The 24,615-nt window shown below is 63.6% G+C and carries 33 protein-coding genes; 11 read left to right on the top strand and 22 right to left on the bottom strand.

All coding sequences use genetic code 11. The features are described from left to right. Positions 1-100: 100 nt before the first annotated feature. Together OOT43_RS09150 and OOT43_RS09145 are read left to right on the top strand one after the other, a co-directional pair. Entirely contained in the window at positions 101-310 is a 210-nt protein-coding gene (locus OOT43_RS09150) for a TA system antitoxin ParD family protein (protein WP_266024605.1), read from the top strand. Next, entirely contained in the window at positions 310-588 is a 279-nt protein-coding gene (locus OOT43_RS09145) for a type II toxin-antitoxin system RelE/ParE family toxin (protein WP_266024604.1), read from the top strand. Before OOT43_RS09150 ends, OOT43_RS09145 begins: the two co-directional genes overlap by 1 nt. 6 nt (positions 589-594) lie before the next feature. Here OOT43_RS09145 and OOT43_RS09140 read toward each other — a convergent pair whose 3' ends face one another. After that, complete coding sequence (locus OOT43_RS09140) at positions 595-1,857, bottom strand: site-specific DNA-methyltransferase (RefSeq protein WP_266024603.1); 1,263 nt, start codon at positions 1,855-1,857, stop codon at positions 595-597. A 42-nt stretch (positions 1,858-1,899) separates the two neighbouring features. On the opposite strand from OOT43_RS09140, the gene OOT43_RS09135 reads away from it, so the two are divergent. Genes OOT43_RS09135 through OOT43_RS09125 form a run of 3 tightly spaced genes read left to right on the top strand, consistent with a single transcriptional unit; the run spans position 1,900 to position 2,823 of the window. Then, a complete protein-coding gene (locus tag OOT43_RS09135; RefSeq protein ID WP_266021460.1) occupies positions 1,900-2,181 on the top strand; it encodes a type II toxin-antitoxin system Phd/YefM family antitoxin in 282 nt (93 codons plus the stop codon). Between the two features lie 56 nt (positions 2,182-2,237). After that, a complete protein-coding gene (locus OOT43_RS09130; RefSeq protein WP_266021461.1) occupies positions 2,238-2,495 on the top strand; it encodes a type II toxin-antitoxin system RelE family toxin in 258 nt (85 codons plus the stop codon). Continuing rightward, positions 2,479-2,823 carry a helix-turn-helix domain-containing protein gene (locus OOT43_RS09125; RefSeq protein ID WP_266021462.1) on the top strand — a complete coding sequence of 115 codons (345 nt, stop codon included), beginning with the start codon at positions 2,479-2,481 and terminating at the stop codon, positions 2,821-2,823. Before OOT43_RS09130 ends, OOT43_RS09125 begins: the two co-directional genes overlap by 17 nt. 31 nt (positions 2,824-2,854) lie before the next feature. Here OOT43_RS09125 and OOT43_RS09120 read toward each other — a convergent pair whose 3' ends face one another. The 18 genes from OOT43_RS09120 to OOT43_RS09035 all read right to left on the bottom strand — a co-directional run bounded on the left by OOT43_RS09120 (position 2,855) and on the right by OOT43_RS09035 (position 17,263). Then, positions 2,855-4,249, bottom strand: coding sequence for a site-specific DNA-methyltransferase (locus tag OOT43_RS09120; protein ID WP_266024602.1), 1,395 nt, complete (start codon positions 4,247-4,249; stop codon positions 2,855-2,857). Positions 4,250-4,938: 689 nt separating this feature from the next. Beyond that, positions 4,939-5,289, bottom strand: coding sequence for an HVO_A0114 family putative DNA-binding protein (locus tag OOT43_RS09115; RefSeq protein WP_266024601.1), 351 nt, complete (start codon positions 5,287-5,289; stop codon positions 4,939-4,941). After that, positions 5,286-5,651, bottom strand: a complete 366-nt coding sequence (locus tag OOT43_RS09110; protein WP_266024600.1) for a toxin-antitoxin system TumE family protein — start codon at positions 5,649-5,651, stop codon at positions 5,286-5,288. The genes OOT43_RS09115 and OOT43_RS09110 overlap by 4 nt, the downstream gene beginning before the upstream one ends. A 47-nt stretch (positions 5,652-5,698) precedes the next feature. Then, positions 5,699-6,070, bottom strand: a complete 372-nt coding sequence (locus OOT43_RS09105; protein ID WP_266024599.1) for a DUF6362 family protein — start codon at positions 6,068-6,070, stop codon at positions 5,699-5,701. Beyond that, complete coding sequence (locus tag OOT43_RS09100; RefSeq protein ID WP_266024598.1) at positions 6,063-6,272, bottom strand: hypothetical protein; 210 nt, start codon at positions 6,270-6,272, stop codon at positions 6,063-6,065. Before OOT43_RS09100 ends, OOT43_RS09105 begins: the two co-directional genes overlap by 8 nt. After that, positions 6,269-7,048, bottom strand: a complete 780-nt coding sequence (locus OOT43_RS20675; protein ID WP_266024597.1) for a crossover junction endodeoxyribonuclease RuvC — start codon at positions 7,046-7,048, stop codon at positions 6,269-6,271. The genes OOT43_RS09100 and OOT43_RS20675 overlap by 4 nt, the downstream gene beginning before the upstream one ends. Next, a complete protein-coding gene (locus OOT43_RS09090) occupies positions 7,045-9,198 on the bottom strand; it encodes an AAA family ATPase (protein ID WP_266024596.1) in 2,154 nt (717 codons plus the stop codon). The genes OOT43_RS20675 and OOT43_RS09090 overlap by 4 nt, the downstream gene beginning before the upstream one ends. Next, a complete protein-coding gene (locus tag OOT43_RS09085) occupies positions 9,191-9,550 on the bottom strand; it encodes a hypothetical protein (RefSeq protein WP_266024595.1) in 360 nt (119 codons plus the stop codon). The genes OOT43_RS09090 and OOT43_RS09085 overlap by 8 nt, the downstream gene beginning before the upstream one ends. Beyond that, positions 9,547-10,311, bottom strand: coding sequence for a hypothetical protein (locus OOT43_RS09080; RefSeq protein WP_266024594.1), 765 nt, complete (start codon positions 10,309-10,311; stop codon positions 9,547-9,549). The genes OOT43_RS09085 and OOT43_RS09080 overlap by 4 nt, the downstream gene beginning before the upstream one ends. After that, positions 10,295-10,651: a DUF6511 domain-containing protein gene (locus OOT43_RS09075; protein ID WP_266024593.1), complete on the bottom strand. Its 357-nt coding sequence runs from the start codon at positions 10,649-10,651 to the stop codon at positions 10,295-10,297. The genes OOT43_RS09080 and OOT43_RS09075 overlap by 17 nt, the downstream gene beginning before the upstream one ends. 73 nt (positions 10,652-10,724) lie before the next feature. Continuing rightward, positions 10,725-12,410, bottom strand: coding sequence for a DEAD/DEAH box helicase (locus OOT43_RS09070; RefSeq protein ID WP_266024592.1), 1,686 nt, complete (start codon positions 12,408-12,410; stop codon positions 10,725-10,727). A gap of 14 nt (positions 12,411-12,424) precedes the next feature. Further along, on the bottom strand, positions 12,425-13,045 hold the full coding sequence (locus OOT43_RS09065; protein WP_266024591.1) for a hypothetical protein: 621 nt from the start codon (positions 13,043-13,045) through the stop codon (positions 12,425-12,427). 2 nt (positions 13,046-13,047) lie between these two features. Next, complete coding sequence (locus tag OOT43_RS09060; RefSeq protein ID WP_266024590.1) at positions 13,048-13,911, bottom strand: ATP-binding protein; 864 nt, start codon at positions 13,909-13,911, stop codon at positions 13,048-13,050. Continuing rightward, positions 13,908-14,387: a hypothetical protein gene (locus tag OOT43_RS09055; RefSeq protein ID WP_266024588.1), complete on the bottom strand. Its 480-nt coding sequence runs from the start codon at positions 14,385-14,387 to the stop codon at positions 13,908-13,910. The genes OOT43_RS09060 and OOT43_RS09055 overlap by 4 nt, the downstream gene beginning before the upstream one ends. Continuing rightward, the gene (locus OOT43_RS09050) at positions 14,384-14,596 is read right to left on the bottom strand and encodes a helix-turn-helix transcriptional regulator (RefSeq protein WP_266024586.1); all 213 of its coding nucleotides are present in this window, start codon (positions 14,594-14,596) and stop codon (positions 14,384-14,386) included. Before OOT43_RS09050 ends, OOT43_RS09055 begins: the two co-directional genes overlap by 4 nt. A gap of 186 nt (positions 14,597-14,782) precedes the next feature. Continuing rightward, complete coding sequence (locus OOT43_RS09045) at positions 14,783-15,004, bottom strand: DUF2188 domain-containing protein (protein ID WP_266024585.1); 222 nt, start codon at positions 15,002-15,004, stop codon at positions 14,783-14,785. A gap of 65 nt (positions 15,005-15,069) precedes the next feature. After that, entirely contained in the window at positions 15,070-16,029 is a 960-nt protein-coding gene (locus tag OOT43_RS09040) for a hypothetical protein (protein ID WP_266024584.1), read from the bottom strand. 7 nt (positions 16,030-16,036) lie between these two features. Continuing rightward, positions 16,037-17,263 (bottom strand): hypothetical protein, encoded by a 1,227-nt coding sequence (locus OOT43_RS09035; RefSeq protein ID WP_266024583.1) that lies wholly within the window; start codon positions 17,261-17,263, stop codon positions 16,037-16,039. A gap of 216 nt (positions 17,264-17,479) precedes the next feature. Here OOT43_RS09035 and OOT43_RS09030 point away from each other — a divergent pair, with 216 nt between their 5' ends. The 6 genes from OOT43_RS09030 to OOT43_RS09005 all read left to right on the top strand — a co-directional run bounded on the left by OOT43_RS09030 (position 17,480) and on the right by OOT43_RS09005 (position 21,815). Further along, on the top strand, positions 17,480-17,803 hold the full coding sequence (locus OOT43_RS09030) for a helix-turn-helix domain-containing protein (protein ID WP_266021484.1): 324 nt from the start codon (positions 17,480-17,482) through the stop codon (positions 17,801-17,803). Next, positions 17,800-18,711 (top strand): ImmA/IrrE family metallo-endopeptidase, encoded by a 912-nt coding sequence (locus tag OOT43_RS09025; RefSeq protein ID WP_266024582.1) that lies wholly within the window; start codon positions 17,800-17,802, stop codon positions 18,709-18,711. Before OOT43_RS09030 ends, OOT43_RS09025 begins: the two co-directional genes overlap by 4 nt. 408 nt (positions 18,712-19,119) lie before the next feature. Then, the gene (locus OOT43_RS09020; protein WP_266024581.1) at positions 19,120-19,572 is read left to right on the top strand and encodes a DUF2924 domain-containing protein; all 453 of its coding nucleotides are present in this window, start codon (positions 19,120-19,122) and stop codon (positions 19,570-19,572) included. Further along, positions 19,569-20,966, top strand: coding sequence for a recombinase family protein (locus OOT43_RS09015; RefSeq protein ID WP_266024580.1), 1,398 nt, complete (start codon positions 19,569-19,571; stop codon positions 20,964-20,966). Before OOT43_RS09020 ends, OOT43_RS09015 begins: the two co-directional genes overlap by 4 nt. Beyond that, a complete protein-coding gene (locus OOT43_RS09010; RefSeq protein ID WP_266024579.1) occupies positions 20,966-21,322 on the top strand; it encodes a site-specific recombinase resolvase in 357 nt (118 codons plus the stop codon). Before OOT43_RS09015 ends, OOT43_RS09010 begins: the two co-directional genes overlap by 1 nt. Before the next feature lie 10 nt (positions 21,323-21,332). Continuing rightward, a complete protein-coding gene (locus OOT43_RS09005) occupies positions 21,333-21,815 on the top strand; it encodes a hypothetical protein (RefSeq protein ID WP_266024578.1) in 483 nt (160 codons plus the stop codon). A gap of 121 nt (positions 21,816-21,936) precedes the next feature. Here OOT43_RS09005 and OOT43_RS09000 read toward each other — a convergent pair whose 3' ends face one another. Genes OOT43_RS09000 through OOT43_RS08990 form a run of 3 tightly spaced genes read right to left on the bottom strand, consistent with a single transcriptional unit; the run spans position 21,937 to position 24,167 of the window. Continuing rightward, on the bottom strand, positions 21,937-22,251 hold the full coding sequence (locus tag OOT43_RS09000) for a DUF167 domain-containing protein (RefSeq protein WP_266024577.1): 315 nt from the start codon (positions 22,249-22,251) through the stop codon (positions 21,937-21,939). Positions 22,252-22,296: 45 nt separating this feature from the next. Beyond that, positions 22,297-23,580: a Y-family DNA polymerase gene (locus OOT43_RS08995; protein ID WP_266024576.1), complete on the bottom strand. Its 1,284-nt coding sequence runs from the start codon at positions 23,578-23,580 to the stop codon at positions 22,297-22,299. Further along, positions 23,577-24,167 carry a LexA family protein gene (locus OOT43_RS08990; protein WP_317134066.1) on the bottom strand — a complete coding sequence of 197 codons (591 nt, stop codon included), beginning with the start codon at positions 24,165-24,167 and terminating at the stop codon, positions 23,577-23,579. The genes OOT43_RS08995 and OOT43_RS08990 overlap by 4 nt, the downstream gene beginning before the upstream one ends. Positions 24,168-24,615 lie beyond the last annotated feature (448 nt).

Raw genomic sequence — 24,615 nt, 5'->3', positions numbered from 1 at the left:
GCGCGGGACCACCTGTGCCCCGCACCCCCACCGGCGCGATGCGGAAGGTTCCGTCAGGGCACCTTTGGGGCTACACTGCGATTTTGCGCCGGAGTCCGCCATGTCCGTCACTGTCAAACTGTCCGAGCACCTGGTGGAGCAGGCCCGGCGCTATGCTCACATCGAGCACCGTTCGGTGCCCAAGCAGATCGAGCACTGGTCGATGATCGGCAAGATCGCCGAGGAGAACCCGGATCTGCCGTTTACCCTGATCCGCGACATCCTGGTCGCAGATGAGGAAGAGGCCATCGGCGAATACCGCTTCGGCTGATGCGCCTACAAGTTACGCCCACCTTCGATCGGGCGGCGAAGAAACTCAATCGGCCCCAGAAGCTGGACCTCGACGAGGTGGTGCGCGCCATCGCCGCCGATCCGGAAATCGGTGTCGCCAAGGTCGGCGATTTGGCCGGCGTTCGGGTTTACAAATTCCGCTTGTCGAATGCGCTGTGTCTGTTGGCCTATCGGATCCTCGCACCGGACACCCTCAAGCTGCTCACCTTCGGTCCGCATGAGAATTTCTACCGCGACATCAAACGGCAAGACGTCTGAGTCCGATTAACCCCCCGCCGTCTCGGACACGAGGGCATCGAACGCGAGCCCATCTGCTTCGCGGGTGGCTTGTTTCCCCGTCCAATCCTGCCAGCGGCGAACGATGACATCGACGTACTTCGGGTCCAGTTCGATCAGCCGCGCCACCCGTCCCGACTTTTCGGCGGCGATCAAGGTGGTGCCCGAACCGCCGAACGGATCCAGGATCACGTCGCCGGGCCGGCTGGAATTGCGGAGGGCCCGCTCCACAAGTTCCACCGGCTTCATGGTCGGGTGCAGATCGTTCTTCACCGGCTTGTTGATCTGCCACACATCGCCTTGGTCACGATCGCCGCACCAATGGCGCTGGGCGCCTGCGGCCCAACCGTACAGGATCGGTTCGTACTGGCGCTGGTAATCTGCACGGCCCAGGGTAAACGTGTTCTTGGCCCAGATGATGAACGTCGACCAGTGGCCGCCGGCGGTACGGAAGGCAGACTGCAGCGTATCGAGTTCGCTGGAGGACATAGCGATGTAGACGGCGCCCTTGCAGTGGGCGAGCATCGGAGTCAGCGCCGCCAGCAGAAAGTCCGAGAAGCCCTCGCCCAGGTTGTCGTTCAGGATCGCGCGATGCTTGCCGCGCAGCTTGTCCTTGGCCGAGTTGGCGTAGTTCACATTGTACGGCGGGTCGGTGAACACCATGTCCACAGATTCGCCGGCAAGGAGGCGGTCGTAGTGCTCCGCCAGGGTGGCGTCTCCGCACAGCAGCCGATGGGAGCCCAGGATCCAGACATCGCCCGGCCGAGAGACCGGTTGCACCGGCACGTCGGGCGCCACGTCGTCCTCGGTCTGGCCCTCGGTGACTGATGCCTCGTCGGCCAAAAGGTCCAGCAAGGCGTCGGCATCGAAGCCGGTCAAGCCCAGATTGAAGTCTTCGTCCTGCAGGGCCGTCAGCTCGAGCTTGAGCAAGGACTCATCCCAGCCTGCGTTCTCGGCGATGCGGTTGTCGGCGATCACCAGGGCACGGCGCTGGGTGGGGCTCAAGTGATCCAGCACGATCACCGGCACCTGGGACAGGCCCAGCTGGCGGGCCGCCGCCCAGCGCCCGTGCCCGGCCACGATCACCCCGTCCGCGCCCGCCAGGATCGGCGCGGTGAAGCCGAACTCGGCGATGGAGGCGGCGATCTGAGCGATCTGCGCGTCCGAGTGGGTGCGGGCATTGCAGGCGTAAGGCAGCAACTTGTCGACCGGCCAGGACTCGACCCGGTCGGCTACCCAGGAATGACGCATGCGTTGTACATTGAATGCATTTTGCCGGAAGTGCTTACCGCCATGACGCTCGAAATCACCTACAGCCGGGCCCGCGAGCAACTCGAATCGCTGATGGATCGCACCGTCGATGATTGTGAGGTGATCATCATCCGCCGCCGTTCCGGTGGGGCCGTCGCCATGATTGCGGCCGATGAGCTGGAAAGCCTGATGGAAACCGCGCATCTGCTGCGTTCGCCCCGGAACGCCGAGCGGCTGCTGGCGGCGCTGGCGCGCGCCCGGGCCGGTGAAGTCGAACCGACCCCGCTCCCGGCGTTGAAGCAGGCGCTCGGATTTGAAAAATGAGCGGCTGGCGAATATAACAATAGCTTTCGGATATTGGTTATAATTTGTTATGCGCCATGAAAACGATCGTTTGGCAGCCGAGAGCTCTGAAGCAACTTAAGAAGTTGGGCGACAAGGCGGCTCAACAGCGGATATTGACTGCAACGACAGCGCTGGAGCGGTTCCCGGCAGTGGGTGGCGTCAAGGCGCTGGTCAATCATGCCTGTGGTTACCGGCTGCGCGTGGGCGATTACCGGATTCTGTTCAATGTCCTGGACGCCATCGAGGTGGTCAGCATCGAGGAGGTCAAGAAACGCGATGAAAGCACCTACTGAATACCAGACCATCTACCATGACGGACAGCCTGCTTTCGTGTTGGTGCCGGTCGCCGATTTCGAACGGGTCCGCCCCCTACTCGAACGCCGCAGTGTCCGTGACGCCATTCCCCAAGCGGTGGTGGAAGCCCATGTCCTGCACGATATGCCGCTGATCCGTGCTTGGCGTGAGTACTTGGGGCTGACGCAGGAAGACGTCGCGCAACGGGCCTGCATGCAGCAACCGGCGTTGGCCCGTCTGGAGCGCGGCGACAGTACGCCCCGTAAGGCCACGCTGACCAAGCTCGCCAAGGCCATGGGTCTGAGCGTGGAGCAGTTGGCCGAGTAGCGGCTTCCAAAAGACGATCGGCAGGCGATGATCATCCAGCCGTCGTCTGTATCGCTTGCCGCTGGGAGGCAACCACTTCCCAAGTTTCGCCGGTGTCTAGCAGTGTCACCGGGATGGCCGGAAAACTCTGACGGAAACGCAGGATCGCGACATCCACATACCCCGGCGCGATCTCCACCGCATACCCCCGGCGCCCGGTGCGCTCCGCTGCCAGCAGGCTGGTCCCCGAACCGCCAAAAGGTTCATACACCGGATCGTCCGGATCCGAGTAGGCGGTCAGGACAAACTCCGGCAGCGCCACGGGAAACACCGCCGGGTGGTCGATGTCCCGTCCGATCTTGCCCTTGTGGCGCATGATGCGGATGACGGAATCGGGGATCCGGCGGTCCTGGGTCGGTTGACCCGCATGGGTCCAACCGCCGACCTCACCGTCCTTGCCACGCAGGGCGGTGGAACTGCCGTCCTGGCGGAGGTGCGTCTCCTGACCTGCGAACTTGCAGGCCACGGTTTTGTTGGGCTTGCGGCTCTGACGGTTGAAGTGGAACACGAACTCGAAGCTCGGCGCCAAGCGTCCCGCCCAGTCGCCCGGCATCCCCGGCCCCTGGTCCCAGACGTACCAGCCGAAACGGCGCCAGCCCTGGGTCCGCATCCACCCCAGCCAGGGATCCCAGTAGGGGATCACCTCGTTGTCGCGATGGATCAGCCCCAGATTCACCAACACCTGGGCATCGTCGGTCAGCGGTAACTGGGCGAACACGCCGCGCATCAGGCCGTCCCAGTCGCCGATGCCGCCGGAGGTGTAGTCGCGCTGATTGTCATACGGAGGCGAGGTAAAGCAGAGACGGGCCAACTCGCCGCCCATCAACGCCGCGACGACGTCCGGGTCCGAGGCATCGCCGCAGATCAACCGATGTCGGCCCAACTGCCAGACATCGCCGGGACGCGACAGAGGGGCCGCCGGCGGCTCGGGGACATCATCGGCCGTCTCGGGTTCGCGGTCTTCGGCGTCATCCGAATCTTCGGTATCGATCGACAGCAGAGCTTCCAGCTCATCATCGTTAAACCCCGTCAGCGCCAAGTCGAACCCGGCACCGGACAACTCGGCCAGTTCCAGCGCCAGCAACTCCTCGTCCCAGCCGGCATCGAGAGCCAGGCGGTTGTCGGCCAGCACATAGGCCCGCTTCTGGGCCGGCGAGAGGTGACCCAGTTCGATCACCGGCACCTCCGCCAGCCCCAGGCTGCGGGCGGCCGCCAGGCGGCCGTGCCCGGCGATGATCCCCTGTGCCCCGTCCACCAGGATCGGGTTGGTCCAGCCGAATTCCACGATGCTGGCCGCGATCTTCGCCACCTGATCCACGCTGTGGGTGCGCGGATTGCGGGCATAAGGGATCAACTTTTCCAGCGGACGGTATTCGACCTGCAACATGAAGGGTTCGTAGCAATCCCAAAAAAGTACGGCCCGGCGCAGGGTCCGATCGGAACCTGCAACGAGCCGTAGACACGAGGTAACGCAGCAACAAAAAACCCGCCGACGGCGAACCGGGGCGGGTCTTGGGAAATGAGGTAAGCCCAAGGGTGCAAACCTCGATGGCAGCACCCGGTTTGCAGGGTGGGGTTTGCACCCAGGTTTGCACTGGGGGCGTTGGGCGCTCCCGTGTGAGCGCCAGCACCGGCGCGGCCTCCAGGGTGGTGCGCTCCGGCTGGGGGTGCAAACCGCAAACCCTGCAAACCTTGGTTTGCAGTCTGACGCTAGCGAAATCCCGCGCGCGTTCCCCCCGTAGCCCTCAGGAGCCGGGAAGGACCCGCAACCGCTCACGGCGGCGGGGCGTCTCGCCCCTTCGGTCACACCTGCTGTACTTTGAGCGCTACTCTACGCCCGTCGGCCCTCGGATGCGACAGCCCAAAAGCCGGCTGTTTTCGCAGCCGCCCGCAGCGTTCCCCGATGACCTTCAAACGCTATCGACTTCGGTTAAGTTCCCGCATGCAGTGGAGGCGATCGCCGGCGCTGATGGCCGCTCGGGCAGCCCGGTTCACAGAAGAAGTTCCAAGTCCTTGCGATCGATCAGGTTGAGCCACTTCAAGGAAATTCGAAACAGTGCTTCTGTCGTTTTCGAATTAGGCAGCGACGATCCTGTACTCCGTTCCCTTGACGATGGGGCGGACATGATTCTTTTCACGCTTCATCTCTACGAGGCCGTAATGGGACATCGTCTTCAGCGTGCGAGAAAGGTTGCCGGGCTTCCTGCCCGTCGTTGCCGCGAGAGACGTGATCGATTCAGGTTTGGTTTCTCTGATCACCTTGAGCAGCGCCCTGTTTTCATCGCTCAGGACCTCTGCAAGCGATCTCATCGAAGTGAACCATATCTTGGGATCCCCTGTTTTGGGCTTGAGCTCGCCCCGCGCGATGGCCAGCAGACGCTCGCGAATGTCCTCTTGCGGCATGATGCCTATCACAATGGTTTTCATCGCTTTTTTACCTCCAGCAGAACTTGGTCCACTTCAGAAAAGAAGTCAGCCAGCAATTGATGCGCATTCTTGAACTCATACGGAACGCCTGGATCTCTGGCATGCCGATGCATGTGGTCGAAGGTTAAACGTCGCCCCGCATACTTGAACTTCTTCGGCGGTTTAACTGCGTGGGCATTGTCATAACCGAGTATCCTTTTGCCGTAGGGCTCATGCAGTGTCAGTGAGTAGCGGATGCCATGGGGCACATCGGGCGTTGGCTCAACCTGATACGCCTCGATCTTGACCCAATATCCGCTGCCCTGATCAATGATCTGGTCCTGTAAATCCAGGAGGGTTTCAATGCCAGGGTCCCTTTCCATGCATATATTATATCAGCGGCTGATAAAGTATCCACGCCTAAAAATCTCTAGTGATTGAGCCGGTCCACGACTTGCCTCAAGGCCTGCTGCCAGCGCCGCTGGGCGGTCCGGGTGCAGCATCCGAAGCGCCGGGCGATGATCTTCCAGCCCCGTCGCTCGGCCCGCATCCAGACCAGATGACGTTGTTCCTCCTCCAGCCACAGCACCCAGCGCATCGTTTCCAGCATGCGGTCCACCGCGTCGGGGCTCGGCTGGACCCGGCACTCGCGGGTCTCGTCGGCATAGCCCTCCCAGGCTTGGCGGGCGATGGCCGGCCAGCAGTTGAAATAGCCTTGCACCTTGACCGGCGGCAAGTCCTGGGCGGTCCAGGCCGCCTCCTCGAAGCGGGCGGCCACGCGCTCGATCGTCCACTCAGCCACGGCGTGACTCCTGGCGGCCGTACAGCCGCTCGCCGATCTGCCGGATCAACTCCCGCTCGACGAAATCCAGCCGCTCGTCGGTCAGATGGACCACCAGGATGTGCTGCTCGCGCCAGCCCTCGCGCTTGACCGCTTCGAGGTCGGTGACCTGCGGCTGCAGCTTTCCCAGCGGGCAACGGGGATTAGGGTTCGGTCCGCTCATACGCCCCCCCCTTGGGTCACCCGTGCCCAGTGCAGCAAAGCCAGGGCGTCGGCTTCGTTGTCGTCCACCGGATCGAAGCCCAGTGACCGCATCGCAGCGATCATGGCGGCCTTGTTGGCGTTGCCCTGGCCGGTCGCGTGTTTCTTGATCATTCCCACCGGTACCCCCTGGTAGGGAATTTGGTGGTGCTCGCACCAAGCGGTGAGGTGGGCCAGGAACCCGCCATAGGCGTGGGCGGCATCGACGCCGGCATGGCGGCGGACCTCCTCGAAATAGACCGCATCCAGATCGCCGGCGGCTTGCTTGATTTCGGTCAGCCAGCGCTTGAAACGCAGGAAGCGCATCCCGCCGCCTTCGAAGCGTTGGGGCTTGAAGGTTTCGGAGCCGCTGATGACCGTACCGTCCCGCTGATGCAGAGCCCAGCCGGTGTGAGTACCCAGATCGAGGGCCAGCAGCGTGGTCCGGTCACCTTCGTCGTTATCTCCTAGCCCAGAGAGGCCCCTACGGGACGGGTAGAGGGCGCGTAGCGCGCCTCTCCCCCGTAGGGGGAGGGAGTCTCCGCCATCTGGAATTCCATAAATTGTTTCGTATAAACAATCGGTTGCGCCAGATGGCGAGTTGGCGGCGCTGCCATCTGGAAATTCCGCCATCTGGACCGTAAGCGATTGAAGTATATGGATTCCCAGATGGCGGACGTTTGCCGTCTGGATCCAGATGGCAGATTTCAAGGGGCAGATGGCAGAGCGTCCGCCATCTGGAATCAAGGTCGTTGTCATGGATGGTCCTCGTCGTGGTAGAGCCAGATCGTGGCGTCTTCGACCGGCAGCAAGGCGCCGGTCTGGGGGCATTTGTAGTGGGAGGGGTAGACCGAAACCGGCCACATCGGGATTTCTCCGGTGTCAGGATCCGGGGGATCTTCCCGCCGTAGCACCATGCCCTCGACGCATTGGTAGCCGAACTTGCTGCGGTGTAACGGGGGAAGTCCGTAGTCCTCGGCGTTACGGAAGAACTTGATGTAACCTTGAGTGGCGAGCACCGAGAGCCGCTCGCGGATCGTGCGTTCCGCGCCCAATCCGGCGCGACCCTCGAAGGCTTCGGCGAACTGGGTGGCGCTGTAGCAGCGCCCATCCGCCGCCTCGTCGAACAGTATCTGCAGGATCACGTCATGCTTGCGCCGGCGCTCGGCATCAAGGCGTTCGGCGTAGTCCTGCAGGACCCGTCGCCCGGTGTTCACCACCTCGCGCCAAGTACCGTTGAACTTGTCGACGGACTTCACCGGGAGCGCCGCGCCATTGCGCAGCTCAAAGATGAGTTGGCGGGTGGTTTGGGTCTCGTCCGGCCGGAACAGCAGCATCCCGGTGCTGTAGTAGCCCCTGAGGCTGCCGGCGCCGGCCAGGGCCTGGAACGGATCCTCCTCGAAGGGTTTCTTGCCGAGCTTCTTGGTGTGGTGCACCAGCACGAGGCCGGCGTCCGGGTTGACTGCCGTGCGCAGCTGTTCCACCCGCTGCGACAGGAAGAACAGCATCGCGCCGTTATCGTTCTCGCCCCCGGCCTCGCCGCCGTCGAACACATTGCGGATCGGATCGATGGCGATCAGATCGGGCGGAGTGTTGCCGAACGCCTGAACAATGGCCGGGATCACCTGGGCCAGGCCGGCCTCGTCCAGGACCAGACGCAGTTGCGGGGTGGCGACGAAGTTCACCCGCGCCTCGGCTATCCGGTGCGACGGTAAGGGGATTCCCTTCACCCGTTCCCGCAGGTAGTGGTACTGCACCTCCGCCTGCAGATAGAACACCCGCAAGGGACGCGGCGGTGTCATGCCGAGGAAGCTGGCCCCCGCCGCCATGTGCATCAGCCAGGCCAGCAGGAAGTCGCTCTTGCCGACCTTGGGCGCCCCGCCGAACACCAAGAGGCCGCCGGGCGTGAGTACGCGCGGCGCGATCAGGTCCGGCGGGACGGGAGAGTCATCATCGAGCAAGGCGCCCAAGGTATGCGTCGGCAGTACCGGGGGTGCGACCCCGATGACGCGGCGCTCGCCGTGGGTGATGAACGCGACGCAATCGAAGCCCTCGGACACGGCATCGGCTGCGTCCCACTTGTCGGGCCTGTCCGTCGGCGGCACGAGGATCGCGACCGAGGCCGCGCCAGCCGTCACACAAGCGCGGGCGGCGTTCTCCGCATAGTCCCAGCCCGGCGCATCCCGATCCGGCCAGATCAGCACGGCCTTGCCCCGGAGCGGCGACCAGTCGGTCTTGTCGATCGGCGCCTTGGCCCCGTTCATCGCCGTGGTGGCGGCTACACCCTGATGGACCAGCGCGTCGGCGCACCGTTCGCCCTCGACCAGCACCACCTCCTTCGCCTGGGCGATCGCCGGCAAGTTGTAGAGCGGACGCGGGTCGGGGGCGCGCCACAGGCGGGCGCGCACGTCCCACGGCCGGAATTCCTTGCCGGTGGGCGGGTCGTAGCGGTAGACGCAGGCGATCAGCGTGCCGTCCGCCGCGACGTAGTCCCACTTCGCCGTGGCGGGGCCGAGCCGATCCACCGGGGCTTTCTCCCGCAGCGGTGTCGGTTCGACCCGCGCCGTACCCAACAGCTGACCGGCCAGAGCCATCACCTCGGCGAATTGGCCGTGCGTCTCCAGGCCGTGGACAGCGGCGATCAAGGCGAAGAGATCCCCGCCCTCGCCGGTCGCATGGTCATACCACAACCCGGCCTTTTCGCCCGAAAGCGCCACTTCCAGGCTGTCGCCCGGATCGCCCTGGACGTTGCCGATCGCGAAGGCACCCCCGCGCACCTTGCCGGCCGGGAACAAGGTCTTCAGCACCGACGGCAACCGGGCCAGCAGATCGGCGCGCACGGCTTCGCGCTGGAGCGTCAGATCGGCGGGGTTGGCCGGCCTGGGCAGCGCGTCGTTGAAGTCAAGCAAGTCCTAGCTCCTTCGGCGTGAGCTTCACTCCGACTCCGTGCGCCGTCTCGCTCGGCAGATACCCGCCCTTGTGCGCAATCGCACGCACGAACGCCGGTTCCAGGCCGACCGCATCGCACCAGAACTCCAGGGCCGGGCCGGCGAGGAAGTACCGCGCCTCGGCGCGGAGGGCGTCGTCCGGATCGATGCAGTCGCCGATGGCCAGGGTGATCACCGCCACTGCCAGGTGGGCTTCGGGGCAGGCGAACACGATATGCCGGCGCAGCAGTTTGTCGATGACCGTCAGACGCACCAGAGGCCTGGGCGGCTGCCGCTGCGCCCGTTTGTCATCGGAAGGCTGCCGGGTCTTCATGCCCCGCCTCCCCGGCAGCGCAGGCCCCAAGCACATTGCCGGCACTCGATGTGGGCCGGATCGGCAAAACCCCGCGGCAACAGCTCGCCGGCTTCGGTCGCAGTAATGACACGCACGGCCCGATCCGACATCCGCTGCGCCAGCCCGCCGTCGAAGGGGACGCGCTCGGCGTAGATCTCCATCGAATCCGCGTTGACGGCGGTGAACAGCGCCGGCTGTTCGTGCAGTGCGAGGTAGGCCTGGTATACCGCGATCTGGGCTGCGTAGACCGGCTTGGCTTTGGCCAGGCGGTGCTTCACCAGCTCGCGCCAGGATTTCGCGCCCAGGCATTTGTTCTCCCACAAAGCCGGGGTGTCGAAGCCTTCGGGCCCGCCGACGATGACGCCGTCGACATGGCCCTGGAGGCGGCCGTCCAGCGCCGAGAACCCGAACTGCTCGCCGTCGGCCTGATGAGTGCGGAGGCCGAAGCCCGCTGCGCGCAGCCAGCCCACCACCGCCTCCTCCATGCGGTGGCCACGTTCGAAGATGCGCAGCATCCGGCCTGAAAACTCACGGCCGGGATCGACCGGCGCCTGGGCGTATTCGTACTGAAGCGCGCGCTCGCAGGCCACGCCGAGGCGAGACGCGCCGAGATAAGTGCGGCGTGGCTCACCGGCCTGGCGATGCTGCAGACCGGCATCGATCAGCGCCGTGAGACGTTCGTTGAACAAGGCGCCAGGGTTGTAATCCAGCATGGTCGCCCCCTCAGAACGGCACGTCATCGGGAGCGTGTTCCCGCAGGTGGTCGAAATAGGCGGTCAGCACCACGTCGACCAGTTGCAGGATTTCCGCCCGGCTGTAGGCCGACAGCGGCCGGTCCATGCCGACCGCCGCGACGTAGTCGCCGAGGCGGGGCAGCACGGCCGCCATCGCCGCCTTCTCGTTATGGGTGGGATCGATCACGACGCCGTCGCTCCGTTTCAGTCGTTGCAGATGGATGTCCTGGCAGCGCCTCGAGCAGAAGCGCTTGAACAGTCGCTTGTCGCCTGAGTCGTGGGGAGCGTCGTGGGACGATGCCCAGCAAAAGCCCCGGCCTTCTCTTCCGCAGATAGCGCAAATCATGGCGTGCATCCCTGTACGCCACCCTTCGGGCAGCCGCTGCGCGGCTGTGCAAATATTCTGTCCTGATCATTTGTCAAGCCGCCCTCCGTTGGGTATCGTGGGTCGCGGCATCTGCGCCCAGCACTAAGGATTGAATGGCCCGCTTGTTGAACTGGAACGAAAGCAGCGCGGAGGCTTGGTAGCGCGACAATCCGAAGTCGCTTTGCCACTGGGGTGGCAGGTAGCGGAGTTGTTTCTCGGTGGGCGGTTCGTTGAGCCAGCGACGGGTCTTGTGGGCGGTGTCGACGGACTCGTGCTCGTTCAGCCAATCGTCGGCCTTGGCCATGCAGACGGTGCGTTCGCCTACGCCGAGGAGATGGGTGGGCAGACCCTTGCCGCCGCCCACCGCGTACCAACGGCCGGTCAGGAAGAACACCCCGCCCCAGGCACTGAAGCCGGCGGCCATCAGGGCGTCGTCACTACCGAACAGGTCGCACCAGCGGAAGTGCGAGCGTTTCAGCAGATCGATCTCGCTCATGACGAAATCGCTGAGCACTCCGCGGTCTTTAGGCTGCCGCTCCCAAAGGTGGCCGCACAGCGGACACTCCAGACAGGCTGCCGGAACGATCGCGCCGCATTCGGGGCAGTCTTTGGTCGGCGCCTCGCCCTGGCCCAGATGGCCGTCGAGATCGACCGTCTGTTCGAGGGTGCCGTGCATCAGGCTGGCGGTGCCGAAATCCAGCACGATGCAGTCGGTCTTGATGGCACCGGGAAAAACTTCCGGGTCCACCGTGCGCAGGCCCCGGCCCACCATCTGGATGAAGGTGGACTGGTGGGAGCTTGGCCGCAACAGCACCACACAGCCGGTCGGTGGGTAGTCGTAGCCTTCCGTCAGCACTGCCACGTTGACCACGACTTGGGCCGGCCCGGACTCATAGTTGGCCAAGCGCGCCTTGCGCTCGGCGTCGGACAAGTCGCCATGGATCAGCACCGCGTGGATCCCAGCGGCGATGAAGGCCTCGCAGACATGGCGGGCATGTGCCACCGTCGAGCAGAACACGATGGATTTCCGCCCGGAGGCCTTGTCCCGCCAGTGTTGGATGACCGCGTCGGTGACCAGCTGCTTGTCGAAGATCGATGCCACCTCGTCCATGTCGAAGTCGATCGCGGTGCGGCGGACCTGCTGCAAGGCTGCCTGTACACCGATGTCGATGACGAAGGTGCGGGGCGGCACCAAGTGGCCGGAGGCGATCATCTCGCCCAGGGTGATCTGGTCGGCTACGTTGGAGAACACCTCGCGCAGGCCTTTGCCGTCGCCCCGGTTCGGGGTCGCGGTCAGGCCGCAGAGCAGGGCCTTCGGATTGCGGGACCGTACCCGGTCGATCACCGCTCGATAGCTGGGCGAGGCGGCGTGGTGCGCTTCATCGATCACCAGAAGGTCGAGCGTCGGCATCTGCTCAAGATGTCGGCCTCGCGCCAAGGTTTGCACCATGGCGAAAGTGGCCGCGCCGGCCCAGGATTTCTCCTGGGCGTCGAACACCGAGGTAGTCAGTCCCGGATTGACGCGGCCGAACTTCTCCCGGTTCTGGGCGGTGAGTTCGTCGCGGTGGGCGAGGATGCAGGCCTTGGCGTCCGGCTCCTCCAGCACGCTGCCGGCCACCGCCGACAGCATGATGGTCTTGCCCGAGCCGGTGGGACCGATGGCCAAGGTGTTGCCGTGCTGATGCAGCGCCGCGAGCGAGCGCTCCACCAGCAGGGTCTGACGGGGACGAAGCATCATGGCGATGTCCTCCCTTACTGGGCCCAGGCCGGCTTGCCGCCGGGGACGCCTGGGGATGTAGCCGGCGTCGAAGCCGCATAGGCTGCCGCTGCCGGTATCGCACCCGAAGGCGAAGTTGGGACCGGCGGGGCGAAGTGCTGGCCCATGAGCTGGGCATAGTCCTTGTGATCAGGCTCGATGACCGCCCGGATGGTGTTGCGGTCATTGCCGCGGCCGTCCTTCTCGATGTCGATGCGGCCGGCAAATTCCAGCCCGTCCAACTCGGCGAAGCCGGCGATGCGGCGGGCGTTCTGGGCCTGGGGGCCGATGTCGGCGGGATGGATGCGGCGGGCGCTGTTCAGCAGCGACCGAATGAAACTGCGGCCCATCGCCTGCCAGGTCGGCCCCTTGGGTGAGTGCAGGCCGATGTTCCACCACAGCTTGCGGCGGGCGTAAGGGCCATCCAACACCACGCCTTCGCATGCGAGATAGACGGCGCCGGTCTCAGGACTGCGGGTGGCCCAACCGCCGGTCCAGCCCTGGCTGGCATCGTCGAACCCGCCCGGCTTGAGGGTGAGGCGGAGCCGCACCAGGGTATCCTTCGGGATCAGCTCGAAGCTCGCCTGCTCGGCGGAATTGAAATCGAAATAGCTCATGGTCAGGTCTCCTGGGTGGGGATCGTTGCGGGGGCAGGACGGCTGAAATCGAGCCGTTCCGCTAGCGGGCGGGCGGGGCCGGCGATCTTCTGCATCAACTGGCCGAGGTGCGGCGGTTCGATCGGATCGAGCCGGCCGGAGCGGTCCTTGGCGGGATAGCCCCAAGGGTTCAGTGTCTGGCAGACGAACGCCCGGTGGCGGCTGCCATCGTCCGCGGGCAGTTCGGCCAGGGTGACCACTTCATCGACGATCCCCGGCAGTTCGAGCCCGGTCTTGGCGCCGTCGATCTGCAGCGCGAACACCCGGCGATTGAAGTCGTCGAGCTTCTCGTCCAGGATCCCGACGAACCAGACGTTCTTATTGCGGGTGTGCTGCAAATGCGTCAGCCAGCCGATCATCTCCTGGCCCATCAGGCCGTATGCCCCGCGGCTGTCCGGCTTGCCGGTCTTCTCGGAGTAGGCCTGCGGCTGCCCCTTGCACCACTGCAGGCACAAGCGCCCGGCGACGGTGATCGAGTCGACGAACACGGTCTGGTATCGTTCCAGCGCACCGGGGTCGCCGAAGCGCGCGCACACCGCGTCGAAGTGGGCTGGGCTGAAGGGCTGGTCATCCCGCAAGGCCGGATTGGGGCCGCCGATGAAGACCGCGAAGTCGCGGCATTCGGGCCAGGTGCGCGGCCGGATCGTATCGCCGGCCCAGCCTTCGACCGCGAGGTCGCCGGCTTCCAGGTCGAAGAACAGGGTCGAGGCGGCTTCCAGCGTCCACAGTTGCGAGGTCTTGCCGAGGCCCGCTTTGCCGACCAGGACGCCCTTGACGCCGCGCCGTTCCGCCAAGCGCTGGTCGGCGCTGATGATGGGGAGAGTCATACCGCGTCCTCCCCGAGCAGCGCCAAACGGAAGCCGGGCTTGCCGGTCCTGAGCGTACGGGCCGGTGCGAAGCTCTGCTGGAGGCCGGCCGGCCAAGCGTTGAACTTGGTCTCGGATACCCGGTAGCCGATCTCGACGTATTGGGCAGGGTCCTCGCCGCTGTCGGCGATCCGTCGCACCAGGGCGGCGAGCTGTCGGGCATCCCACTCGACCTTCTTGGGGAGGTCGGCGGTGACCCGCACCGGGCCGTCGTCGAAGTGGACGATGCCGGTGTCTTTGCCCGTAGCCAGCCGCAGTTGGCGGGCGCGCTCGGCGTATCTGATCTCGAGGGCGCGGTCCAAGTGTTCGTTGAGGGTCTTGGCGGCGGCCAGTTGCGCGTCGGCGTCGAGCTTGAACCGGCACAGCGATTCCGCCGGCAACTCGGCGAGCTGGCCGGCCGGAGTGGCGAGGAGGATGTCGGGGTTCATCGAGGTCATGCCGCACCTCCGGCCTGAACGCATTGACCGGGACTTCTGCGGAGGTGGCGGGTCTCGTAGGCCTCGATGTCTTCCTGACGATAGAGCACCCGGCCGTGCAGCTTCAGATAGACCGGGCCGATGCCTTCGGACCGCCAGCGTTCCAGCGTGGCTTCGCTGACGCCCCAACGATCCGCCAGTTGGCGTTGATTCAGATGTTTTACGTTCACGAGTCGCTCCTGTGGGTTGTTGCGGAAACGTGAACAAATTCTGGGCGTCAGGGGGTGGACAAAGCGGGGGGCAAAACGGGCGGCAGGGGTGGGCAAAACCTGCAATTCGAATTTCAGGCGACAGAAACGAAAAAGCCCGGAGGGATGCTCCGGGCCGGTTCGATCGATAATGCGATTACGGCGAAATCATCCGGGTGGGGGAAAAGGATCGTTGCCGAAGCTGTTGCGCTCGCGGATCTTCCCATCCTCGCCTTGGATGATGACTTCACTGCTCTGATTGCGCGCGATGTCTCGTGCGCGCTCGATGGCTTCGTGTTGGGTGTCGTGCTTGGAGGTCAATCGGCTATTGCCTTCGCCCCGGACGCCCCAGCCGTCGCCGTTCTTGACGACCCATTGGTTCTTGCTCATCGGTTTACCTCATGTTGAGTACGTTGTGGAATATGTCGGGAAAATAGGAATAAGGATGATTACGGTCATTCACCTCCTCGTCGGCTCAGGAACTCGGGTTTGATCCAGTAGCGGCCCTCAGTGTCATGTTCGATGAAGGTTCGGTAGACCGCTTTGTGCCGCTTGAAGATCTCGGAACCTTTGCAGGCGTCGACATCCATTTCTAGCGCATCGGCGAGCACTCTTTTGTGCACGGGCTTGCCGTCTGCGTCGATCAAAATGCTGAGAAATCGGTAGATCTGGGGTGAGACTTTGATCTGTTTGCCGTCGATCAAGGCGAGCCGGCCGGAATGCAGCAGCCGCAACGAAGTCTCGGCAACGTCCTCATCAGCAATCAGGGGCGCGTCAAGATAGGACTCCAAGTTTTCGACGACGAAGCCGGCTTTGCGCAGATGTGACACGGCGCGAAGGGGTACGAGCCGACCGTTCGCGAGCGGTGGCGCAATCGAATCCTGCGGGGTGGTCGTAATCAGGATCTCGGTCCCCGGCGCGGCGACGGCACGGATGCCGGCGTCGATCGTTTGCGCATCGCTCGACTCGTTCAGCCGCCTGCCGAAAAACACCGTGCGGCGTTTCCGCCGATGTTCGATGTCACCCAAACGCCAAAGCCGGGCCGGTACGCGTTCCTCGAGTCGAAAGCGTCCCTGCAGGCCGAGCGCGGAGGCGATCCAGCGGACGATGCGTTGATACTCGACCCGCAGGGGTTTCACCTGGTGGGTGGCAAGATTCAGCCAGCCACAATCGCTGCAATAGCCGCGATAGCCTTCTTCGGAGAAACTGAGCGAACACAGTTCGTCGTCTCCACACCAAGGGCAGAGAACGGAACCCGCAAGGCCCGTACCCACTTGCAGGGCTTGGAGTTCGTGCAGGTGCTCGTAGGCTTCGCGCCTACCGGAACATCGGACGGTATCGGGGTGGATATCCGCATGGGGCGCCTCGATCAGCTCGCAAAGCAGGCCGAAGGCGATGTCGTTGCAGGCCGGCATCGGTCACCTAGGCGGCCAGCTTGGCTTCGAATTCGCTCGGTTCGGTGACCTGCCACGCGCGTAGCAGGGCGTCGGCGAGTTGTGCGTCGCTCTCGCTCAGGTCGCGCAGGTTGGACACGCCGGACTGTTTCAGAACGATGTTCAGGACATGGCCGATTTTTCCCGGTTCACTCGGGACGAAGTAGACGCTGATCACCACTTCGACCAGATTGAAGGGGCCTCGGAAAAAGTCTCTCTCCTGCAAGTGCGTACTGGATGCCGTGAATGCGCAAGCTTCGTTCGGATCCGCTGGTGTCTCGACCCAGAAATCGCAGCATGGGGGGATCGTGGCACGTACTCGGACTTGCCGCAGCCGGATACGATCCACGCCATGGGTCGCCAGATCGATGGCATCGCCTTCGACAAATGCGAGTCCATAACGCAGACGGTTGAGATGGAACATCGGTTGCTTGACAGCCTCCGGCTTGACGTCTCGGTTGAGGAGGTGTTTTGCGAAAAGGGTGACGAGGGTGACATGGATCCGCGCGCCGCCTCGACCGACACTGTCGACGATCCCGGAGATCGGGTAATACACCAGCGCCAGATTGCCCGCCGGCCGGGTGGTTCGGCGTTTCATGTTTTCCTCGACGAATTCCACCAGATCGTTCGGGTCGTCCTCGATGTAGATATTGACCTGAACGCCGCCATCGAGGCACCGCTCGCAGACATCGATCCGGCACGCCCGTCGGGGGCCTTTCCGGCGCGACATCAATGCCGACAAAGCCGTTTCCAAAGCCCGGATATTCTCTTCCTCTTTAGATACGGGTTCGCTGACCTTGATGGCCTGCCGTTTCCAGGCCCGGGTGCCGGCACTCAGATCGAATTGCAACAAACGCTCGCCGATCTGAAACACCGCCGGCCAATGCACCCAGGTCCAAAGGGCGCGCTCGGCGTGGTTGTGCAATTGTTCGAAACCTTCCTGAATCTCGGACTGTCCATGCCCTGCGTTGAGCAGCGCGTAGATGCCTTTGCGCTGGGCCAGCCGGTGAACCCTGCGCATTTCCGCGTGGACCGCCGCGCGTTGTTCGCTGTCCTCGAGACTCTCGAAGCGGGCGATCAGGGCATTTGCCAGCGCGGATTCTTCCGCCTCCCAATCGAAATCGTCACCGACCTCGATAGACCGCTTTGCCAAATAGTCGCGCCAGGTTTTCCCGGGGATCTCCCGGATGAGGTGACGAAGATTGAATGCAGCCAAGATGATTTCTCCTGTACTGAAGAAAAAACGAGGAATGAGCGGCCTGAGCAACGAACACTGACCCAATAGGACGGATAGGTTCGGTACACCGAACGATGCGAATTATTGCGGGCTGCTGAATGTTCTGTCAAGCCGGTACGAATTCGTTCGGCACGGTGCTATATTCCTAAGGTCGCCTGCGGTGACATGAATTGACCTGACGAGAGGAGAAACACCGTGCCATCGCCCTTGGGTGAGAAAATCCGGGGGTTGCGCAAGCAGAAGAAACTGAGCCTGGATCAGCTTGCCGACCTAACCGAATCCAGCAAGAGCTATCTTTGGGAGCTCGAAAACAAGGAGGCTCCCAACCCGTCTGCAGAAAAGATCGCCAGAATCGCCGCCGTGTTGGAGGTCACGACGGAGTTCTTGATGAATGACCAGGAAATGACGCCCGACGCGGCCGTCGCGGACGAGGCCTTTTTCCGGAAGTACAAGAAGATGCCGGAGGAAACCAAGAAGAAGCTGCGGCAACTCATCGATGTCTGGGACGACGATCCATGACCGAGCGCAAGTGGCCAACGGCCGAGGCCAATCGGCTCAACGTGATGCTCGGGCAGGTACTGGGGCGCGAACGGTTTCCGGTCGATGTGGAGGCACTGGCGCTGGAGTATTCGAAACAGTGCTTCCCGCACGCACCGATCACCCAGATCAAGGGCGCCGATCTACCTGGGTTCGAAGGCATGCTAGCGGCCCATCCCAGCAAGACCCAATGGAAAATCGTCTACAACTCGGCAGTCCGGTCCAGGGGGCGGATCCGTTTTACGCTGGCTCATGAATTCGGCCATTACCTGCTGCACCGCGACCGGCAGGAGCTCTTCAGCTGCAGCCAACAGGACATGGAGGAATGGGATGCCGAAGAGCGACAGCTCGAAACCGAAGCGGACACGTTCGCGTCTTACCTCCTGATGCCTTTGGACGACTTCCGGCAGCAGATCGGCAAGGAGCGTATTTCCTTCGAGTTGCTGGCCCACTGCGCCGAGCGCTACGGCGTTTCGCTGACGGCGGCTGCCTTGAAATGGATCGAGATCGCCGAAAACCGGGCGGTGCTCGTCGCCGTCCGTGATGATCATTTGTTGTGGGCGCGCTCAAATCAGGCAGCCTTCAAGTCGGGTGCGGTATTCGCCACTCGCAAGCGCACCTATGCCGTTCCCCTCGAGTCGCTGGCCCATGGCCACAATGGCGGCATTCCGATTCAGGAAGGGAGCCTCTCGGCCAAGACCTGGTTTCCCAAGGAGCCCAGGGACATGCCATTGACAGAATTGACCTTCGTCAACGAGCACTACGACTACACGCTCGCTCTCCTGCTGATGCCGAAGGCCGAGCCGCGCTGGCAGCGTGAAGAGGAGGAGGACGACGATCCGGCCGAGCGGATGGATTCAGCCATCCGCCAGGGACGCTTCAGGCGATAGCAGGTTTTTTATCACATCAAGTTCTGGTGTCGAAACCTGGGCTGCCAGGTCGTCGAAAGCACCCTCCACAGCGGTTTCCGAGCCGAAAAATTCGACTAGTTTTTGCAATGGCCTGCAACGACCCGTAGACCTTCGAAATCTCGGGATGGTGCGGCGATCGGGTTGTGACGGAGACTGGTAGGCATCCCTTTCGTGCCAAATGATTGTTGAGTTGCCGATGACGATGCCATCCTTCCCGTCGCCCGAACGTCTCTCCCCCGCCCAACGCGCCCACGAGATCACTACGATCCTGGCCGCTGCGATTGTCCGCACGCTCCAGAAAGAATCCGAGAAAAAGACCGGGTTGGACCTTGGCTTACTGGCCGGGAAGCGCGTCCATACCACTCCCTCTCAACCGGAGCGTGTGTAATGAACGACTTGAAACTCTCGGTGGCGGCCCAAGTGGCCTCGCTCTCGAACCTGCCGATCAAAGACCTCTGGGCGCTGTGGGACAAGTATTTCCCGCGCCGCCCCACCCATCCCAACCGGAACTACCTGGAATCCCGCATCGCCTACAAGATTCAGGAAGCCGCCTACGGCGGCCTCGCGCCCGAGACCCGCCGGCGCCTCGAGCTGATCGGCCAGCGCCACTCGAAGATCAAGTCCCGGCGGGTGTCGCCAGCGATTCACCTGCCGCCCGGCACGGTGCTGGTGCGGGAATGGGGCGAGCAGGACCACAAGGTCACTGTCACTGCCGAAGGGCAGTTCGACTATGCCGGGCAATCGTTCAAGAGCCTGACCGCGGTAGCGCGCCACATCACCGGCACCGCCTGGTCCGGCCCGCTCTTCTTCGGCCTGCGCCAAGCCGGGGAGGGGACATGAGGGCATCGAACCGTATGGAAGTGCAAACCGGCGCCCCGTCCAAGCCCCGCCAACGCTGTGCCGTCTACTGCCGGGTGTCCTCCGATGAACGGTTGGACCAGGAGTTCAACTCCATCGACGCCCAGAAGGAAGCCGGCCACGCCTACATCGCCAGCCAGCGGATCGAAGGCTGGATCCCGGTCGCTGACGACTACGACGATCCCGGCTACTCCGGCGGCAACACCGAGCGGCCGGGGCTCAAGCGTCTGCTGTCCGACATCGAGGCCGGCCGGATCGACATCGTGGTGGTGTACAAGATCGACCGGCTGACCCGGAGCCTGGCGGATTTCTCCCGCATGGTCGAAGTGTTCGAGCGCCAGGGCGTGTCCTTTGTCTCGGTCACCCAGCAGTTCAACACCACCACCTCGATGGGACGGCTGATGCTGAACGTGTTGTTGTCCTTCGCCCAGTTCGAACGCGAAGTCACCGGCGAGCGCATCCGCGACAAGATCGCCGCGGCCAAGCGCAAGGGGCTGTGGATGGGCGGGGTACCGCCCTTGGGCTATGACGTCAGGGATCGGCAACTGGTGGTCAACGAAAACGAGGCCGCCATCGTCCGCCGGATCTTCAAGGACATGCTCAGCGTCGGTTCGACCACCCGGATCGCCGCGGCGCTGAATGCCGAAGGCATCACCACCAAGGCCTGGACCACCCAGGACGGCAGGCACCGCCCCGGCGCCCGGATCGACAAGAAACACCTGCACCACCTGCTGCGCAACCGGATCTATCTCGGCGAAATCTCCCACAAGGGCAGTTGGCATCCCGGCGCCCACCCGGCAATTATCGAAGCCACTTTGTGGGACGCTGTTCACGCAGTCCTGGCCCGGGATGCCCGCAGCCGTGCCACCGAAACCCGGCAGCGGGAGCGAACCGACGCGCTGCTGCGCGGCCTGCTCTACGACACCGAGGGCGAAAAGATGTACCCGACCTACGTGCGGAAAAACGGCCGCCAATACCGCTATTACTTCTCCAAGGCCGAAGCGCGTTTCGGCGCCGGCCACAAGACCAGCGTCCGGCTGCCTGCGGAAGAAATCGAAGCGGCCACCCTCGCCCAGATCCGGACCGTCCTGGCCAGTCCCGAAGCCATTGCGGCTATATGGCTGGCGGTGCAGGCGCAAACGGCCGACCTCGACGAAGCCCAGGTTGTGGTTGCCGTGGGCCAGCTCGGCAGCGTCTGGGAACAGCTGTTCCCAGCCGAACGGCACCGCATCGTCCAGCTCATGATCGAGCGGGTCGAGCTCGCCGAGGGTGGTCTCAGGATCCGCTGGCGGGCGCTGGGTTGGAAGGCGCTGCTGGGTGAGTTCACGCCTAAAACGATCGGGGCAGAACTGATAGAAATGGAGGCGGTGGCCTGATGGACAACCCCGAAACCCTGGTACCGTTTTGCTTGCGGCGGCGGCAGTGGCACCTGGTGAACACTCAGCGAACGGCTCACGACCCCGGCCTGCTCATCTCGATCGGCCGAGCCATGTACTGGCAGCACCTGCTGGACACCGGTGTCGTGCACAGTTGCGCCGAGTTGGCGGAACGGGAAGGACTGACGCCGCCGAGCGTATCGCACGTGCTCCGGCTGGCCCTGTTGGCGCCGGAGCAAGTGGAGCGCTGTCTGGCAGGGCACCAGCCACGGACGCTGACCCAACGATGGCTGAAACGCCATCGACTGCCGCTGGACTGGGAAGCCCAGCGTGAGACCATCGACAGGTTCGAGTGAGACGCATCCCATGCCCCGAAAAAGCCAAGGCCGGATCACCGGCCGTCCAGTTACAACGACGATCCCAAGCCCCGCGGACGGAGTGAGGCTCGAAACCTTCCTCCCCTGGACATTGGTCAAGCGTGGGGTGAAGCGGGAGGTTATCACGCCACTGGGCACGCCGGCCGCATTCCGAGAAGAAGCCAGGCAGGAAGTCGAAAAGCGCAGAGCCGAGCAGGACACGCCGCTCATCCGCGCCCTTGGATTGGCCCACTTCTGGCAGCGGTTGTTGGACGAGGGAAAGTTCGAATCGCTCAGTGAAATCGCCAATGCCGAAGGCCTCGACCTGAGCCAGGCAAGCAGGGTGGGGCGGCTGGTGCAGTTGGCGCCGGAGATCGTAGAGGCTTGCTTGGCGGGGAAGGGAGGCGGGCGGGTGTCGGAGAGTCGGTGCCGGAGTCCTTTCTCGCTGGACTGGCAAGCGCAGAGGGTAGAGATTTTAGCGCGCCCAGATTAACGGTATTTGGCCCAAACCGGCTAGCCGAACCGACCTGTTTTCGGTCTTGCTCAGTGGTTGAAACAAGGCGCTCATCGTAATCCGGGCTCGGCTGAACCTTATGCGGCCTAGGTGCCGTCTATCAGGGCAGTTGCTTGTCGATTACAGACGGTAGTTTCTTGGGAGACTTGATGCGTAGCTGCTTATTGACGTTGTACCGGCCAAAAACAACTTCGATATCCTGAGTTGCTACTCCGAACTCCTTTGCCAAGAAGCGAACCATATGGTCGGTCGCTTTGCCTCCTACCGGCGCGGCAGTCACGCTTACTTTGAGCTGATTGCCTTTGGCTTTGCCAATCGCATCCTGCTTTGCGCTCGGTTGTCCGAGAATATTCAGCACTAAGGTTTCGCCATCCCAGGTACAGAACGAATCCATCGATAAGCCTTTTTTTGCCACTTTTGCTCCACTGAATGATGATTTTTGTGAGCTGATCCATTGGCCTCAAGCCCTCGCCGTCGCCAACTCGTTCCAACGCGTAGTGTAGCCCTGCGTCCGCCGGTCGGTGCGCATCGCCCACGGGCGGGTGTAGCCTTCGGCGGCCCAGCGCAGGGCGCCGCGGCCGTGGTTGCGGTTGATGGCGTCGATGGCGGACATGAGTTTGGCGCGGGCAGGGTCGATTGCGTCGGCGGCGAGGCTGGCGAAGCAATCGCGCTGGGCGTTTTCTGCGGGGTCGAGGTCGAGCAGGATGACCCCGGCCTTTTGGTAGCGGTAACCGGGGCGGTAGATGTCCACCAGGGCGTGGTGGGCGGCATGCAGGAGGCGGTGCGTGTCTGCCGTGGGCGTGGCGAGCGGGATGGTGCGCTGGGCGGCGTAGCGGGGCTCATCGTTGAAGCGGTTGGTTTCGATGAATACCTGGATGGCCCCGGCACTCGAGCCCTGCCGGCGCAATTTCTCGGCGGCCCGCGCAGTGTAGGCGGTGACGGCCTGGCGCAGTGAGTCGAGGTCTTCCACCCGTTGGCCGAAGGAACGCGAGCAGAGGATTTGTTTTCGCGGGGGCGTGACGGCTTCCAGCGGCAGACAGGAGCTGCCGCGCAGTTCGCGCACGGTGCGTTCCAACACCACGCCGTAACGGGCGCGGATCATGCGAGTATCGGCATCGCGCAGCGCCCGTACTGTGGTGATGCCTTGTTCCCGCAAGCGTTCTTCGATCCGGCGACCGACTCCCCAGACTTCGCCGACGGCAATGCGGTCGAGCAGCTCCGTGCGCTCGGTTTCGGTCAGCCGGGCGATGTCGAACACGCTGTCATGCTGCGGCTGCTTCTTCGCCACATGGTTAGCTAGCTTGGCGAGGGTCTTGGTCGGACCGAGTCCGACACATACGGGTAGGCCCACCCACTGGCGGATGCGCTGCCGGGTCCGTTGGCCGTACTCGATCAGATCCACGCCGGCCAGGCCGCGCCAGTCGCAGAAACATTCGTCGATGGAATACACCTCATGGGCCGGGCTGAGATCGGCCAGGATGCGCATGACCCGGTCGGACAGGTCGGCGTACAGGGCGTAATTGCTGGACAGCGCCACGATGCGCTGCTTGCGGGCCAGGGTCTGATATTGGAACCACGGCGCACCCATCGGCACGCCGAGCGCCTTCACCTCGGGCGATCGAGCGACCACGCATCCGTCATTGTTGGACAGCACCACCACTGGCCGGCCTTCCAGCTTCGGATCGAACACCCGCTCGCAGGAGACGTAGAAGTTGTTGCAGTCGACCAGGGCGAAAACGCTCATGGCAGCAGCGGATGAATCACGCTGGTGACCACGCCCCACAGCTCGAACTGCTGGAATTCGCCGATCACGATCGGCGCATAGGCCGGGTTCTCGGCGCGCAGCTCGACCCGCTCCGGTGTCGCCAGCCACAAGCGCTTGACCGTCAGCTCGCCATCCACCACCGCGATGACCACCGCCCCGTGCTTGGGCTCGATCGAGCGATCCACCACTAGCAGATCGCCGGGATGAATCCCAGCCCCCAGCATGGATTCACCCTGCACCCGCAGGAAGAAGGTGGCGGGCGGATTGCGGATCAGGTGCTGGTTGAGGTCCAGCTTGCCTTCGACGTAATCATCCGCCGGAGACGGAAACCCGGCCTGGATGCGGGAGGCGAACAGCGGAAGACTCAAGCCCGGCGCGCTGGCGTCCGGTTCACCTGTCCATTCAAGTTCCGGTGCGGCAGGCCGGCGAGGGCGAGCAATGAGCGTCCGCACCTCGGCCAAGCGGCTTTCGGGGATGCGTACAGGGGTGGTCGGTTCGCCGAAGGCGCCGGTGCCACGCGGGCGGCCGGCGCCGGGGCGGAGTCCGCCGCGAGGAATCGAAGTCATGGGGAAGACCGAGTCGCTGCTTATGATTTCCGTACGGTAATCAATATGCCCATTGTTTGGCAAGCTTCGCGGGTCGATCGCCGTCAACTCACCCCGAAGAGCCACCGATTGAATCCAGGCACGCAGGATCGTCATGCGCGGCACAGAACCGCCGCCCCCGACTGGCGAAGCGTACCCCTTGCGCGCGCAGCCCTGGCAACAACCGAGGCTTTTTCTCTCTTTTCGGTTTTTTTGTTTTGGGGACCCATGCACCGTTAGTGGCACATGGATATGCCGACATCCCCCCGTGGGGGCTTGGGGGGATCAAAAATGAAAGATTGCGCGGCGGGCAGGGAAGCCGGTCGGGTTTAGGCAAGGATAGCGCCCTTCTGGCCCGCTGGGCGCAGCCGGGCCGGCCGGTCAGACTAGGCGGGCACGACAGCCCGCGCCCCTTGCGTAGACCGGACCG

This window comes from Methylococcus mesophilus, assembly GCF_026247885.1.
GTDB lineage: Bacteria > Pseudomonadota > Gammaproteobacteria > Methylococcales > Methylococcaceae > Methylococcus > Methylococcus mesophilus.
This window is presented reverse-complemented; position numbering and strand designations above follow the sequence as displayed.

Bases quoted from the DNA above. Each gene is read 5' to 3' on its own strand.
- OOT43_RS09120 (WP_266024602.1), bottom strand. From the start codon at position 4,249: ATGTTGCAGGTCGAATACCGTCCGCTGGAAAAGTTGATCCCTTATGCC.
- OOT43_RS09080 (WP_266024594.1), bottom strand. From the start codon at position 10,311: ATGACGTGCCGTTCTGAGGGGGCGACCATGCTGGATTACAACCCTGGC.
- OOT43_RS09015 (WP_266024580.1), top strand. From the start codon at position 19,569: ATGAGGGCATCGAACCGTATGGAAGTGCAAACCGGCGCCCCGTCCAAG.
- OOT43_RS09085 (WP_266024595.1), bottom strand. From the start codon at position 9,550: ATGAAGACCCGGCAGCCTTCCGATGACAAACGGGCGCAGCGGCAGCCG.
- OOT43_RS09115 (WP_266024601.1), bottom strand. From the start codon at position 5,289: ATGAAAACCATTGTGATAGGCATCATGCCGCAAGAGGACATTCGCGAG.
- OOT43_RS09010 (WP_266024579.1), top strand. From the start codon at position 20,966: ATGGACAACCCCGAAACCCTGGTACCGTTTTGCTTGCGGCGGCGGCAG.
- OOT43_RS09140 (WP_266024603.1), bottom strand. From the start codon at position 1,857: ATGCGTCATTCCTGGGTAGCCGACCGGGTCGAGTCCTGGCCGGTCGAC.
- OOT43_RS09060 (WP_266024590.1), bottom strand. From the start codon at position 13,911: ATGACTCTCCCCATCATCAGCGCCGACCAGCGCTTGGCGGAACGGCGC.
- OOT43_RS09135 (WP_266021460.1), top strand. From the start codon at position 1,900: ATGACGCTCGAAATCACCTACAGCCGGGCCCGCGAGCAACTCGAATCG.
- OOT43_RS20675 (WP_266024597.1), bottom strand. From the start codon at position 7,048: ATGACAACGACCTTGATTCCAGATGGCGGACGCTCTGCCATCTGCCCC.
- OOT43_RS09025 (WP_266024582.1), top strand. From the start codon at position 17,800: ATGACCGAGCGCAAGTGGCCAACGGCCGAGGCCAATCGGCTCAACGTG.
- OOT43_RS09005 (WP_266024578.1), top strand. From the start codon at position 21,333: ATGCCCCGAAAAAGCCAAGGCCGGATCACCGGCCGTCCAGTTACAACG.
- OOT43_RS08995 (WP_266024576.1), bottom strand. From the start codon at position 23,580: ATGAGCGTTTTCGCCCTGGTCGACTGCAACAACTTCTACGTCTCCTGC.
- OOT43_RS09065 (WP_266024591.1), bottom strand. From the start codon at position 13,045: ATGAGCTATTTCGATTTCAATTCCGCCGAGCAGGCGAGCTTCGAGCTG.
- OOT43_RS09055 (WP_266024588.1), bottom strand. From the start codon at position 14,387: ATGACCTCGATGAACCCCGACATCCTCCTCGCCACTCCGGCCGGCCAG.
- OOT43_RS09040 (WP_266024584.1), bottom strand. From the start codon at position 16,029: ATGCCGGCCTGCAACGACATCGCCTTCGGCCTGCTTTGCGAGCTGATC.
- OOT43_RS09110 (WP_266024600.1), bottom strand. From the start codon at position 5,651: ATGGAAAGGGACCCTGGCATTGAAACCCTCCTGGATTTACAGGACCAG.
- OOT43_RS09020 (WP_266024581.1), top strand. From the start codon at position 19,120: ATGAACGACTTGAAACTCTCGGTGGCGGCCCAAGTGGCCTCGCTCTCG.
- OOT43_RS09125 (WP_266021462.1), top strand. From the start codon at position 2,479: ATGAAAGCACCTACTGAATACCAGACCATCTACCATGACGGACAGCCT.
- OOT43_RS09145 (WP_266024604.1), top strand. From the start codon at position 310: ATGCGCCTACAAGTTACGCCCACCTTCGATCGGGCGGCGAAGAAACTC.
- OOT43_RS09070 (WP_266024592.1), bottom strand. From the start codon at position 12,410: ATGATGCTTCGTCCCCGTCAGACCCTGCTGGTGGAGCGCTCGCTCGCG.
- OOT43_RS08990 (WP_317134066.1), bottom strand. From the start codon at position 24,167: ATGACTTCGATTCCTCGCGGCGGACTCCGCCCCGGCGCCGGCCGCCCG.
- OOT43_RS09100 (WP_266024598.1), bottom strand. From the start codon at position 6,272: ATGAGCGGACCGAACCCTAATCCCCGTTGCCCGCTGGGAAAGCTGCAG.
- OOT43_RS09045 (WP_266024585.1), bottom strand. From the start codon at position 15,004: ATGAGCAAGAACCAATGGGTCGTCAAGAACGGCGACGGCTGGGGCGTC.
- OOT43_RS09130 (WP_266021461.1), top strand. From the start codon at position 2,238: ATGAAAACGATCGTTTGGCAGCCGAGAGCTCTGAAGCAACTTAAGAAG.
- OOT43_RS09150 (WP_266024605.1), top strand. From the start codon at position 101: ATGTCCGTCACTGTCAAACTGTCCGAGCACCTGGTGGAGCAGGCCCGG.
- OOT43_RS09075 (WP_266024593.1), bottom strand. From the start codon at position 10,651: ATGATTTGCGCTATCTGCGGAAGAGAAGGCCGGGGCTTTTGCTGGGCA.